Genomic DNA, 13,382 nt, shown 5'->3' on the forward strand with positions numbered 1-13,382 from the left:
GCGCTTTTGTAAAACCGGCGCGCGGGCGCGAGATTCAGTGTTTCGCCCGCAGGCGCAAACGCAGATCGGGGCCAACCTGCCGCACGTCGCTAAAGACGAATTCCGGCGCGTCGGCCAAACGCTCCAGGCCCGGCAAATGACACAGGCCGCGGCCATTATCGCCCAACAGTTTTGGCGCGATGTACAAAATGAGCTCATCCACCAGGCCGGCCTGCAGCAGCGCACCGGCCAGCGTCGCCCCCGCCTCCACCCAGATTGAATTCACCTGGCGCTTGGCCAACAGCATCATCATCACCACCAGATCGACCCCGCCGCCGTGCGCCGGGCAGATGAACTGCTCGACGTCTTGCGGCCAGGCCTGTTCATCCGCCTGCAGGCGCGCCAGCCAGGTGGCGCCCGGCTGCTGCACCACGCGGTGTTGCGGGGTAATGCGATTCTGGCTGTCCAGCAGGATGCGCAGCGGCTGACGCAGATTTTCGCGCGGATAGAGGCGCTGGGTTTCGGCGTCCAGCTCATCCCAACGCACCGTCAGCGACGGATCGTCCGCCAGCACGGTGGCGCTGGTGCTGAGAATCGCGGCGCTTTGCGCGCGCAGGCGCTGCACGTCCTGACGCGCTTCAGGTGAAGTGATCCACTGGCTTTCGCCGGAGGCCATCGCCGTGCGGCCGTCCAGCGACGCGCCCAGCTTCAGCTGTACATAGGGGAAACCGGTGCGCATGCGTTTGAGGAAGCCCAGGTTGACCGCTTCGGCTTCGGCCAGCATCAGGCCATGACGCACCTCGACGCCGGCCTGCTGCAGCTTGTACAGCCCGCGCCCCGCCACCTGCGGATTGGGATCTTGCATCGCCGCGACCACCCGCGTCACGCCGGCGGCCACCAGCGCATCGGCGCAGGGCGGCGTGCGGCCGTGATGGCTGCACGGTTCGAGCGTGACATAGGCGGTGGCGCCGCGCGCCTTGTCGCCCGCCATGCGCAGCGCATGCACTTCCGCGTGCGGCTCGCCGGCGCGCAGATGATAGCCTTCACCGACAATTTCGCCGTCGCGCACGATAACGCAGCCGACGTTCGGATTAGGCGCAGTGGTGAAACGCCCCAGCCGCGCCAGCTCGAAGGCGCGCGCCATGTAAAATTCGTCGTGATGCATGAAAGATCCTTTAGTCTTGCAGGCGGGCGATCTCTTCGCCGAACTCGCGCACGTCTTCGAAGCTGCGGTATACCGACGCAAAGCGAATGTAGGCCACCTTATCCAGCTTTTTCAACGCGTCCATCACCAGATTGCCGACTAATTTGGTCGGCACTTCGCGTTCGCCGGTGGCGCGCAGTTGGGATTTGATATGGTTAAGGGCGTTTTCCACGTCGTCCGAGCTTACCGGGCGCTTCTCCAGCGCTTTCAGCATGCCGCGACGCAGCTTGTCTTCGTTGAACGGCTCGCGCACCTCATCGCTTTTAATCACTCGCGGCATCACCAACTCGGCCACCTCGAAGGTGGTGAAGCGTTCATTGCACACCAGACACTGGCGGCGGCGGCGCACTTGCGAACCGTCCCCCACCAGGCGGGAATCAATGACTTTGGTATCAACGGCGGCGCAGAAAGGGCAATGCATAACACGTCCTGATAAACTTTTTTTATAGATAAATGCAGTTTAACCCGAAGTGCAGCCACAACAAAGGGCGGCGGCGATTTGTTGCGACAGGCGGCGGGAAGGCGGCGTCGATATGACTTTCACCTCCATGCGGGCTAAGCTTGATAGCAGGAGATTCAGCATAGGACATCGCCCTCATGACAACCCGTCACCCCAAAATCGGCCTGCTCGCCATCGCCCTGTTGTTGGCGGGCTGCGCGCACAACCCCGCCGTGCCACAGCTGCGCCATCAGGTCGCCGCACTGAACCAGAAAGTGAGCGTGCTGACCGACCAAACCACCGCGCTGGAGCGACAGAATCTGCTCAATCAGCACTCCGACAACGGCGTCTACCTGCTGCCGGCGGCCCGCAGCGCCGCCCGTTTGCAAAGCGGCATCGGCGAGCTGAGCGTTTCACTGAGCCACATCAAGAGCGAAGCCAACGGCACGCAGGCGCAACTGCATGTGCGCATCCTCTCACAGGCCACGCTGCCGCCGTTCAAAGCGGTGGTGGAATGGGGCCAGTTGGACGAGGCTACCGGCCGGCCGTTGACCGCCGAGGCGCTGTCGCAACCGATCGCCAGCGCCGACTCGCTGCTGCCGAAACCCGGCCAGGACTTCGAGCTGCGCTTCAGCGGCCTGACGCCGGAACAATTGGGCTACATCCGTCTGCACAGCCTGGTTTCGACCGCCCAGCCGGCGGTGGTGCAGCCGCGCTGAAACCGAGGCAAAAAAAAGGAGCGCCCATCGGCGCTCCTTCTCATTTCGCTGAATACTGCGGCGGTTAAGGCAGAATCGAAGGCTGATCGGCGCCCTCTTTTTCCACTTTTTGCTGCAGCATGTGTTCGCGTTTCATCCCCAGTTTCAACGCCAGCGCGGACGCGACGTAGATAGAGGAAACGGTACCGATCGACACGCCGATCAGCATCGCCAGCGAGAAGCCTTGCAGCATCGCGCCGCCGAAGATGTACAGCATCAGCACCACCATCAGGGTGGTCCCGGAGGTCATCAGCGTACGGCTCAGCGTCTGGGTCAACGACACGTTCATGATCTCGTAAGGCGTGCCGCGGCGGATCTTGCGGAAGTTCTCACGAATACGGTCGGATACCACGATGCTGTCGTTCAGCGAGTAACCGATAACCGACATCAGGGAAGCGACGATGGTCAGGTCAATCTCGATGTGGAACAGCGACAGCACGCCCAGCGTGATGATCACGTCGTGCGCCAGCGCGATAACCGCCCCCAGCGCCAGGCGCCATTCGAAGCGGAAACCGACGTAGATCAGGATACAGATCAACGCCACCAGCAGCGCCATGCCGCCGGTTTGCGCCAGTTCGCTGCCCACGCTCGGGCCGACGAACTCGATGCGCTTCACGGTGGCGTTCTTATCCACCGAGTCGTTGATCACGCCGATCACCTTGTTACCCAGCTCCTGGCCTGCGGTGCCGGTCGCCGGTGGCATGCGCACCATCACGTCGCGGCTGCTGCCGAAGTTCTGGATGATCGGATCCTGGAACCCGGCCTTCTCCAGCGTATCGCGCATCAGGTCAAGGTTAGCCGGCTTCTCCAGGTTGATTTCAATCACCGTACCGCCGGTGAAATCCAGACCCCAGTTAAAGCCGCGCACCGACATGGTGGCGATCGACGCGACCAACAGCACCAACGAGATGCCGAAGGCCACGTAGTCCCAGCGCATAAAGTCGTAGACTTTACGGCCGTAGTTGAGTTGCTCAACAGTATAATCCTGTGCCACAACGCACTCCTCAGATAGACAGCTTGTTAATGCGTTTGCCGCCGTAAAGCAGGTTGACGATGGCACGGGTACCGACAATCGCGGTGAACATGGACGTCGCCACACCGATCGCGGTGGTGATCGCAAAGCCCTTGATCGAACCGGTGCCGACTGCGTACAGGATGACCGCGGTGATCAGGGTGGTGATGTTGGCGTCGACGATACTGGAGAACGCGCCTTTATAGCCCTCATGGATCGCCTGCTGAACGGACCTGCCGTTCTTCAGCTCTTCCTTGATACGTTCGTTAATCAGTACGTTGGCGTCGACCGCCACCGCCAGCGTCAACACGATCCCGGCAATACCCGGCATGGTCAGCGTCGCCCCCGGCAACAGGGACATCACGCCGACGATCAGCACCAGGTTGGCGACCAGCGCCGTGGTGGCGATCACGCCGAATTTACGGTACCAGACCACCATGAAGACGATGGACGCCACCAGGCCCCACAGACAGGCTTCCAGGCCTTGGGTAATGTTCTGCTGACCCAGGGTTGGACCGATGGTGCGCTCTTCAACGATCTGAATCGGCGCGATCAGTGCCCCCGCGCGCAGCAGCAGCGAAAGCTGACGCGCTTCGTTCGGGTTGCCGATACCGGTGATACGGAAGCTGTTGCCCAGACGCGACTGAATGTTCGCCACGTTGATCACTTCTTCCTGTTTCACCAGCACCGCGCGACCGTTGGCGTCTTTCTTGCCGCTGTCCTTATACTCCACGAACAGGGTCGCCATCGGCTTGCCGATGTTGTCCTTGGTGAAGTTGGACATGGACGTGCCGCCGGCGCTGTCCAGCGAGATGTTAACCTGCGGCTGGTTGTATTCGTCGGTGCTCGAGGTGGAGTCGGTGATGTGGTCACCGGTCAGGATCACGCGCTTGTACAGCACGATCGGCTGGCCGTCACGGGTGTACTTCACCTCGGAATCGCCCGGCACGCGGCCGTTGGCCGCCGCAGTGGCGTCCGCATTGGTGTTCACCAGACGGAATTCCAGGGTCGCGGTGGCGCCCAGAATTTCTTTGGCGCGCGCGGTGTCCTGAATGCCCGGCAGCTCGACCACGATGCGGTCGGAGCCCTGGCGCTGCACCAGCGGTTCGGCGACGCCGAGCTGGTTGACGCGATTACGCAGGATAGTGATGTTCTGCTGGACGGCGTATTCGCGCGCTTCGCTCAGACGGGCGTCCGTCAGGCTGGCTTTCATGGTGTTGGCGCCGTTGGCGGACAGCACCAGATCGCGCTGACGCGGGCCGATGTAGCTAATGGCCTGGTCGCGGGCCGCATCGTCGCGGAAACGAACTTCCACGCCGTTGTTGTCCAGCTTGCGGATAGACGCGTAAGGAATGCCCTTCTCACGCAGCTCGCTGCGCAGGGTATCCATGGTCTGTTCCTGCAGCTTGCTCAGCGCGGTGTCCATGTCCACTTCCATCAGGAAGTGCACGCCGCCGCGCAGGTCCAGGCCGAGTTTCATCGGCTCAGCGCCCAGCATGGCCAGCCAGGTCGGCGTGGCCGGCGCCAGGTTCAGCGCCACGACGAATTTGTCACCCAGCTCGGTCATCAGCGCTTCACGGGCGCGCAGCTGAACGTCGGAATCTTTAAAGCGAGCCAGGATGGCGCCGTTTTCCAGCGCAATCGACTTGCTCGCGATGTTGTCTTTTTCTAATACGGTACGGACCTGGTCCAGCGTAGTTTCACTGGCGGCGACACCGCGCGCGCCAGTGATTTGTACGGCCGGATCCTCACCGTAGATGTTGGGAAGCGCATAAAGCAGACCGACGAGGATCACGACGATCAACATCAGATACTTCCACAAAGGATAACGGTTTAGCACGGCAATTCCCTTCGGGAAAAAAGATTACAGGGCCTTCATGGTACCTTTCGGCAGAACGGCCGCCACGAAGTCACGCTTGATCATCACTTCCGTGGTGTCGTTCAGCGCGATGGCGATGATGCCGGTGTCGGCCACTTTGGTCACGCGACCGATCAGGCCGCCGGTGGTCAGCACTTCGTCGCCTTTACCGATGGAGTCCATCAGCTTCTTGTGATCTTTCGCGCGTTTCTGCTGTGGGCGCAGGATCATGAAGTAGAAGATCAGGCCGAACACCACCAGCATAATGATCAGAGAGTACGGGCTTCCCTGAGCCGGAGCCCCTGCGGATGCGACGGCGTCAGAAATGAAAAAGCTCATTGAAATTCCCTCATTAAGTTATCAATTATTAGATCAAGCGTTTAAAGGCGGAATCGGCTTGCCGATCCGACCATAGAAATCCGCAACAAACTGCTCTAATTTACCCTCTTCGATAGCCTGGCGTAAACCCGCCATCAGGCGCTGGTAGTGACGCAGGTTATGAATTGTGTTCAGTCGAGCACCCAATATTTCGTTGCAACGGTCGAGATGGTGCAAGTAGGCGCGGCTGTAATGGCGACAAGTGTAGCAATCACAGTCCTTATCCAGCGGAGAAGTATCATCCTTGTGCTTGGCATTACGGATTTTTACCACACCGTCAGTCACGAACAGATGGCCGTTGCGGGCGTTGCGGGTCGGCATGACGCAGTCGAACATGTCGATGCCACGGCGCACGCCTTCCACCAAATCTTCCGGCTTGCCGACGCCCATCAAATAGCGTGGCTTATCTTCCGGAATTTGCGGGCAAACGTGTTCAAGAATGCGATGCATATCCTCTTTCGGCTCGCCTACAGCCAAGCCGCCCACAGCGTACCCATCAAAGCCGATATCCACCAGCCCTTTTACTGAAACATCACGTAAATCTTCGTAAACGCCGCCCTGAATGATGCCGAACAGCGCATTTTTATTTTCCAGCTCGTCGAAACGCTGGCGGCTGCGCTGCGCCCAACGCAGCGACATTTCCATCGAACGCTTGGCGTAGTCCCAGTCGGCCGGGTACGGCGTGCATTCGTCGAAGATCATCACGATGTCGGAACCCAGGTCATACTGGATTTCCATCGATTTTTCCGGGCTCAGGAACACCTTGTCGCCGTTGATCGGATTGCGGAAGTACACGCCTTCCTCTTTGATCTTGCGCATCGCCCCCAGGCTGAACACCTGGAAACCGCCGGAGTCGGTGAGGATCGGGCCCGGCCACTGCATGAAGTCGTGCAGATCGCCGTGCAGTTTCATGATCTCCTGGCCCGGGCGCAGCCACAGGTGGAAGGTGTTGCCCAGCAGGATCTGCGCGCCGGTCTCTTTCACTTCTTCCGGCGTCATGCCCTTGACCGTACCGTAGGTGCCGACCGGCATAAAGGCCGGGGTTTCCACCACGCCGCGGTCGAAGATCAGGCGGCCGCGACGCGCGCGGCCATCGGTAGTTTGTAATTCGTACTTCACAAAGCCTCCAGCATCAGAGAAACAGTCTGATGTCGTTGAAACGGGGCCACGCCGTAGGCGCAGCCCGGGAATTTAGCCGCCGACGGATTCGTTTTCCGCCTGCGGGTTACGGCTGATGAACATCGCATCGCCGTAGCTGAAAAAGCGATACTGCTCGGCTACCGCCTGCTGATAGGCGTTCATGGTATTTTTATAGCCGGCGAAGGCCGACACCAGCATGATCAGGGTCGACTCAGGCAGGTGGAAATTGGTCACCAGCGCGTCGATCACCTGGTAGTGGTAACCCGGATAGATAAAGATGCTGGTGTCGCCGAAGAACGGCGCAATCAGCGCCTCTTTGCTGGCCGCCGCGGCGCTCTCCAGCGAGCGCACCGAGGTGGTGCCCACCGCCACCACGCGCTTGCCGCGCGCTTTGCAGGCCAGCACCGCATCGACCACCTCCTGCGGCACTTCGGCGTATTCGGCGTGCATCACGTGATCTTCGATGGTTTCCACGCGCACCGGCTGGAAGGTGCCGGCGCCGACGTGCAGCGTCACGAACGCCATTTCCACGCCCTTGGCGCGCAGCGCCGCCAGCAGCGGTTCGTCGAAATGCAGGCCGGCGGTCGGCGCGGCGACCGCGCCCGGCTTCTCGCTGTAGACCGTCTGATACAGCTCGCGGTCGGCGTCTTCATCCGGGCGAGCGATATACGGCGGCAGCGGCATATGGCCGGCCGCGTTGAGAATGGTGAATACGTCGCGCTCGTCGTTGAAACGCAGCTCGAACAGCGTCTCATGGCGCGCCACCATGGTGGCGGCGATACTCTCGTCATCCCCCAGCAGCAGCTCGGCGCCCGGCTTCGGCGCTTTCGACGCGCGCACGTGCGCCAGCACACGATGGTCGTCCAGCACGCGCTCCACCAGCACTTCAATCTTGCCGCCGCTGACCTTGCGGCCGAACATGCGCGCCGGGATCACGCGGGTATTGTTGAACACCAGCAGATCGCCGGCCTCCAGCTTGTCCAGCAGATCGGTGAATACGCCGTGCGTCAGCGCCCCGCTCGGCCCGTCCAGCTGCAGCAGGCGGCATGCGCTGCGCTCGGCCTGGGGATAGTGGGCAATCAGGGATTCGGGAAGTTCAAACGAAAAATCAGCGACGCGCATGGGTATTCACTTCTTCAATTTAAGGCTGGTTGGTAAAAAACAGGCGGCCTAGTCTAAAGCCGGGGGCGGTCAGCGGCAAGAAATAAGGAGGATTTGCCTGACTTCGGGTATAGTTGAGGGATGAATTTTCTCGCTCATCTCCATCTGGCCATGCTGGCGGACAGCTCGCTGCTGGGCAACCTGCTGGCCGATTTCGTGCGCGGCAACCCCGCCGCCGACTACCAGCCCGACGTGGTGGCCGGCATCATGATGCATCGCCGCGTCGACGTGTTGACCGACAGCCTGCCGCAGGTCAAAGCCTGCCGCGACTATTTCAGCGCCCCTTACCGCCGCGTGGCGCCGATCACCCTCGACGTGGTGTGGGACCATTTTTTGGCGCGCCACTGGCAGCAGCTGGAGCCCTCGCGCGATCTGCACCAGTTCACCCAGGAAGCCCGCAGCCAGATCGAACCTTACCTGCCGCTCACGCCGCCGCGTTTTCAGAACCTGAATGGCTATCTGTGGCCGGAGCGCTGGCTGGAACGCTACGCCGAATTGCCGTTCATCGCCCGAGTGCTGCAGGGCATGGCCAGCCGCCGCCCGCGCCTTGAGGCGCTGGCCGGCTCGTTCGCCGACGTCGAGCAACATTATCATCAGCTTGAAACACAGTTCTGGCAGTTTTACCCGCAAATGATGCGGCAGGCGAAGGATAAAAGGCTCTGAGGTCAAGCCCAAGCGTTTGAAATTGCAGCGCCTTGCAAGAATTTACGTTTTGCCGCTTGCCCTTTTGTGGGAAAAGGTTATTTTTAAAGCTCGATAAATTATATCAACGACTTTGATAGGTGAAAGCTATCTCATCGATTGGTCTTTTACCCTTTATTCACCAAGTCACGGCCCCTATACTGGCCCTTGTTTTTACATCCACCCTTTAACACCTATTACAGGAGTAATTATGGTCCTGGTAACTCGTCAAGCCCCTGACTTCACTGCAGCTGCCGTACTGGGTAGCGGCGAAATCGTTGAAAACTTCAACCTGAAGAAGCACCTGAACGGCAAACCAGCCGTCCTGTTCTTCTGGCCAATGGACTTCACCTTCGTATGCCCTTCCGAGCTGATCGCTTTCGATCACCGCTATGAAGAGTTCCAGAAGCGTGGCGTTGAAGTGGTTGGCGTTTCCTTCGACTCAGAATTCGTTCACAACGCATGGCGTAAAACCCCTGTCGACAAAGGCGGCATCGGTGAAGTGAAATACGCAATGGTTGCTGACATCAAGCGTGAAATTCAGAAAGCTTACGGCATCGAGCACCCGGAAGCCGGCGTTGCGCTGCGCGGCTCCTTCCTGATCGACAAAGACGGCATCGTGCGTGCTCAGGTTGTTAACGACCTGCCAATCGGCCGTAACATCGACGAAATGATCCGTACCGTTGACGCGCTGCAATTCCACGAAGAGCACGGTGAAGTGTGCCCGGCTCAGTGGGAAAAAGGCAAAGCAGGTATGGGCGCTTCCCCAGACGGCGTAGCAAAATACCTGTCTGAAAACGCTGCCAAGCTGTAATTTCAGCCTGATAGTGAATCAACCGGCCCACGGGCCGGTTTTTTTGTGCCCCTTTTTGGGGCAACATGCCCACCTTCTGTGCTTTATTTCCCTGTTTCCGCTCACATTTCCTATCCCGATCGCCGCGCGTGCGCCCATCTGCGGCTACTATCAATAACGCTGGCTCGCGCTTTGCAAGCGAGTAACGGCAAGCAAACACAACACAATAAAAAACTGACAGGGTAGGAATAACTATGTTTTTACAGAAATGGAGCAAACCCCTGACCATGGCGGCGCTGCTGGTCAGCGGCAGCCTGTATGCGGCGTCTAACCCGGCGGTGGAAGCCAAAAACGGCATGGTGGTCACCTCGCAGCACCTGGCCTCGCAGGTCGGTGTGGATATCCTGAAAATGGGCGGCAACGCCATCGACGCCGCCGTGGCGGTCGGCTATGCGCAGGCGGTGGTTAACCCCTGCTGCGGCAACATCGGCGGCGGCGGCTTTATGACCGTCCACCTGGCGGACGGCACCGACACCTTCATCAACTTCCGCGAAACCGCGCCGGCCGCGGCCAGCGCCAACATGTATCTGGATGCCGACGGCAAGGTGAAGAAAGACGCCAGCCTGTACGGCTATCTGGCGGCGGGCGTGCCGGGCACCGTGCTGGGGATGGAAACCGCGCGCGAGAAGTACGGCAAACTGAGCCGCGAACAGGTGCTGGCACCGGCGATCAAGCTCGCGCGGGAAGGCTTTGTGCTGACCCGCGCCGACACCGATATCTTCGACACCACCATCGCGCGCTTCAAACAGGATCCCGAGTCGGCCAAAATCTTCCTGCGCCCGGACGGCAGCCCGCTGCAGCCGGGAGATAAGCTGGTGCAAACCGATCTGGCCAACACGCTGGAAGCCATCGCCAAAGGGGGAACCGACGCTTTCTACAAAGGCAAGATCCCGCAGGCGGTGGAGGCGGCGGCCAAACAGGGCGGCGGCATTCTGACGGCGGCCGACTTCGCCAACTACAAGGTCACCGAAACCCCGCCGATTACCTGCAGCTATCGCGGCTACAAGTTCGTGTCGGCGCCGCCTCCCAGCTCCGGCGGCGTGACGCTGTGCGAAATCCTCAACGTGGTGGAAGGCTACGACCTGAAAAGCATGGGCTTCAACTCGGCGGCGGCCATTCACACCATGACCGAGGCGATGCGCCATGCCTACATGGACCGCAACACCTATCTCGGCGACCCGGCATTCATCAAGAACCCGATCGATCGGCTGGTGAGCAAGAGCTACGCCGAGCAGATCCGCAAGAAAATCGTCGCGGACAAAGCCACGCCGTCGGAAAACGTGCAGCCCGGCATGGAGCCGCATGAGAAACCGGAAACCACCCATTATTCGATTGTCGACCATGACGGCAACGCGGTCTCCACCACCTATACCGTCAACGGCCGCTTCGGCGCCGTGGTGATCGCACCGGGCACCGGCTTCTTCCTCAACGACGAGATGGACGATTTTACGGTCAAAGTGGGTGAGAAAAACCTGTACGGGCTGGTGCAAGGCACCGCCAACAGCATTGCCCCCGGTAAGCGCCCACTATCGTCGATGAGCCCGACGCTGGTGACCAAGGACAATAAGATCTTTATGGTGCTGGGTTCGCCGGGCGGTTCGCGCATCATCACCATCACCCTGCAGACCGCGTTGAACGTGATCGACCACGGCATGGCGCCGCAGGAAGCGGTGGACGCGCCGCGCATCCATCACCAATGGTTGCCGGATGAGGTGTACTACGAACAGCGCGGCGTTTCCGCTGATACGCTGAAGCTGCTGAGCGGCATGGGCTATAAGATGGTCGAGCAAACGCCGTGGGGCGCCGCCGAACTGATTCTGGTCGGCTTGCCGGGCGCGGCGGGCGTCACACCGGCCAACTCCGGCAACGATTCGGCGGTTTCCGGCAAAGTGCGCGAAGGCTATCTGTACGGCGCCAACGACGTGCGCCGCCCGGCAGGCTCCGCGGTCGGTTACTGATGTAAACGCCCACTTACCTTAATCGCGGGGGCCCTTTGGCCCCCGCAGTTTCTTTAACCTTCGCAGCGCCATACGGTGGCCGACTCTTCTGCCAACTGCAGGCGCAACCCGCCCGCCGTTTCACTCAACTCTCCCCGCCCTTCCACACGCCGCCACGGGCCGCGCGCCAGCAGCGGGTTATGCGGCAGCTGCGCCTGGCCGCTGCCATCGCGCTGCAACGCCACCAGCACCTGCTCCTGCTGATACAGGCGCACGAACACCAGCGTTTCGCCGCTGGCGTACAACACCTGGCAGCCGCCTCGGCGCAAGGCCAGGCTCTGTTTACGCAGCGCCGCCATGCGCTGGAACAGCGCCAGCAGCGGCCGGTCCCAGTCGGCGACGTCCCACGGGAACGGCTTGCGGCAGAACGGATCGTTGCCGCCGTCCAACCCAATCTCATCGCCATAATAGAGGCAAGGCACGCCGATCCAGCTCAGCAGCCACACCGCCGCCATCTGCATGCGCGCCGCGTTCCCCTGCAACAGCGTGAGGAAACGCGCGGTATCGTGACTGTCCAACTGGTTGAACTGAATCAGCTGGCGGCCATGCGGCAACCCGGCGCGGTAGCCGTCCATCCACTGTGCACATCCGGCGGCGTCCAGCCGCACCGGGTGATAGGCCACGTCCAGCCCCGCTAAAAATGCCCGCACCGGCAGCGCGAATCCCATGTAGTTCATCGCCGCATCCTCCACGCCGGCATGCAGCCAGCGACGCGCGTCGCCGAAATGCTCGCCCAACACGTAGGCCTGCGGATTCTCCTGTTTCACCGCCTGATAGATGCCCGCCAGATGGCGCAGGTTGCCGGCGGCGCCGCCGTTCTCCCCCAGCATGTGCACCACGTCCAGCCGCCAGCCGTCGATGCTGTACGGCGGGCGCAGCCAGTGGCGCACCACGCTGCCTTCGCCCTGATAAATCGCTTCCGCCACCTGCGGCTCGGCGAAGTTGAGCTTCGGCAGGCTGGCGTTGCCCTTCCAGTCGAGCGCGCGGCCGTCCGGGTAGAAGTTGAACCAGCCGCGATACGGCGAATCGGGATGGTGGCAGGCGCCATTTTCACCCTGACGATGGCGGTCGAACCACGGATGCGAGTCGCCGGTGTGGTTGAATACCCCGTCCAGCACCAGTTTCATGCCTACCTTGTTAGTACTCACTCGCAAACGCTGCAGCGCCGCGTTGCCGCCGAAGTGCGGATCGACCTGGTAGTAGTCCTCGGTATCGTACTTGTGCACGCTCGGCGCGGTAAAAATCGGGTTCAGGTACAGCGCCGTCACGCCCAGCTGCTGCAGGTATGGCAATTTGGCGCAAATGCCGTCCAGATCGCCGCCGTAAAAGGTCGAGGCGGCGTGGCGGTCCTCCAGCGGATGCTGCCAGTCGCGCCGAATCACCTCTGCGCCGGCCGCGTGATGGCGATAGCTGCCGCTCTGGATGCCGTGCTCACCGCCGCTGCTGGCGAAGCGATCGGGGAAAATCTGGTAGAACAGCTGATCCGCCACCCACTCGGGGCCATTGTCAGGATCGTCGACGGCGAACTGCGCCAGCTGGCCCGGCGGCGTTGGCGACCAGCCCTGCGGCCCGAACCACTGTTGGCGATCGGCCCACAGCAGCTTGAAACAGTAACGCCGCGTCGGCTCGCCCTCATTCAGCGTCAGGCTGGCCTGGTAGCGCCGCATCCCCTCGTGGCGCTGCGCTTTCATCGCCAGCAGCCACTCTTCGTTGTCCGGTTCGGCGCGCAAAAATACCCGTTCCGGCAGTTCATCCCCTTGTAACCACAGCGTGATATCCAAACGTTGCCCTTGTTTCACGACAAAAGGCGGGACCGGTTGATGCCAGGCGTTAAGCATACTGTTCTCCTACTGTACCAAACGAAATCGACGGCGTTCTTCAAGAAGCGAACAATGCCACGTTAAGTGCAACTCCCCCTCCTC

General features: G+C 60.9%; 12 protein-coding genes. 4 read left to right on the plus strand and 8 right to left on the minus strand.

Annotated elements, in window-relative coordinates:
• Positions 1 to 34 precede the first annotated feature (34 nt).
• Positions 35 to 1,144, minus strand: coding sequence for a bifunctional diaminohydroxyphosphoribosylaminopyrimidine deaminase/5-amino-6-(5-phosphoribosylamino)uracil reductase RibD (gene ribD / locus ACRAWE_RS14815; RefSeq protein WP_033642057.1), 1,110 nt, complete (start codon positions 1,142 to 1,144; stop codon positions 35 to 37).
• Positions 1,145 to 1,154: 10 nt separating this feature from the next.
• Positions 1,155 to 1,604, minus strand: a complete 450-nt coding sequence (gene nrdR, locus ACRAWE_RS14820) for a transcriptional regulator NrdR (RefSeq protein ID WP_004940387.1) — start codon at positions 1,602 to 1,604, stop codon at positions 1,155 to 1,157.
• A 176-nt stretch (positions 1,605 to 1,780) separates the two neighbouring features.
• On the opposite strand from nrdR, the gene ACRAWE_RS14825 reads away from it, so the two are divergent.
• Positions 1,781 to 2,341, plus strand: a complete 561-nt coding sequence (locus ACRAWE_RS14825; RefSeq protein WP_432525523.1) for a DUF3251 domain-containing protein — start codon at positions 1,781 to 1,783, stop codon at positions 2,339 to 2,341.
• A 64-nt stretch (positions 2,342 to 2,405) separates the two neighbouring features.
• On the opposite strand, the gene secF is transcribed toward ACRAWE_RS14825, so the two are convergent.
• From secF to queA, 5 genes are all read right to left on the minus strand, one after another.
• Positions 2,406 to 3,374, minus strand: a complete 969-nt coding sequence (secF, locus tag ACRAWE_RS14830; RefSeq protein ID WP_019454209.1) for a protein translocase subunit SecF — start codon at positions 3,372 to 3,374, stop codon at positions 2,406 to 2,408.
• A 10-nt stretch (positions 3,375 to 3,384) separates the two neighbouring features.
• Complete coding sequence (gene secD / locus ACRAWE_RS14835) at positions 3,385 to 5,232, minus strand: protein translocase subunit SecD (RefSeq protein ID WP_025160068.1); 1,848 nt, start codon at positions 5,230 to 5,232, stop codon at positions 3,385 to 3,387.
• A gap of 24 nt (positions 5,233 to 5,256) precedes the next feature.
• The gene (yajC, locus tag ACRAWE_RS14840; protein WP_004940391.1) at positions 5,257 to 5,589 is read right to left on the minus strand and encodes a preprotein translocase subunit YajC; all 333 of its coding nucleotides are present in this window, start codon (positions 5,587 to 5,589) and stop codon (positions 5,257 to 5,259) included.
• 33 nt (positions 5,590 to 5,622) lie between these two features.
• Positions 5,623 to 6,747, minus strand: coding sequence for a tRNA guanosine(34) transglycosylase Tgt (gene tgt, locus ACRAWE_RS14845; RefSeq protein WP_016928877.1), 1,125 nt, complete (start codon positions 6,745 to 6,747; stop codon positions 5,623 to 5,625).
• A gap of 72 nt (positions 6,748 to 6,819) precedes the next feature.
• On the minus strand, positions 6,820 to 7,890 hold the full coding sequence (queA, locus tag ACRAWE_RS14850; protein ID WP_004940394.1) for a tRNA preQ1(34) S-adenosylmethionine ribosyltransferase-isomerase QueA: 1,071 nt from the start codon (positions 7,888 to 7,890) through the stop codon (positions 6,820 to 6,822).
• A 120-nt stretch (positions 7,891 to 8,010) separates the two neighbouring features.
• On the opposite strand from queA, the gene ACRAWE_RS14855 reads away from it, so the two are divergent.
• The 3 genes from ACRAWE_RS14855 (at position 8,011) to ggt (ending at position 11,421) form a co-directional block, all read left to right on the plus strand.
• On the plus strand, positions 8,011 to 8,592 hold the full coding sequence (locus tag ACRAWE_RS14855) for an ACP phosphodiesterase (protein ID WP_019454211.1): 582 nt from the start codon (positions 8,011 to 8,013) through the stop codon (positions 8,590 to 8,592).
• Positions 8,593 to 8,821: 229 nt separating this feature from the next.
• Positions 8,822 to 9,424 carry a peroxiredoxin C gene (locus ACRAWE_RS14860; RefSeq protein ID WP_019454212.1) on the plus strand — a complete coding sequence of 201 codons (603 nt, stop codon included), beginning with the start codon at positions 8,822 to 8,824 and terminating at the stop codon, positions 9,422 to 9,424.
• A 233-nt stretch (positions 9,425 to 9,657) separates the two neighbouring features.
• On the plus strand, positions 9,658 to 11,421 hold the full coding sequence (gene ggt, locus ACRAWE_RS14865) for a gamma-glutamyltransferase (protein ID WP_432525524.1): 1,764 nt from the start codon (positions 9,658 to 9,660) through the stop codon (positions 11,419 to 11,421).
• 53 nt (positions 11,422 to 11,474) lie between these two features.
• On the opposite strand, the gene malZ is transcribed toward ggt, so the two are convergent.
• Positions 11,475 to 13,298 carry a maltodextrin glucosidase gene (gene malZ / locus ACRAWE_RS14870; protein ID WP_019454214.1) on the minus strand — a complete coding sequence of 608 codons (1,824 nt, stop codon included), beginning with the start codon at positions 13,296 to 13,298 and terminating at the stop codon, positions 11,475 to 11,477.
• Between the last annotated feature and the right edge of the window lie 84 nt (positions 13,299 to 13,382).

It is taken from the genome of Serratia sp. BFP-2025 (genome assembly GCF_050880365.1).
GTDB classification, from domain to species: domain Bacteria; phylum Pseudomonadota; class Gammaproteobacteria; order Enterobacterales; family Enterobacteriaceae; genus Serratia; species Serratia surfactantfaciens.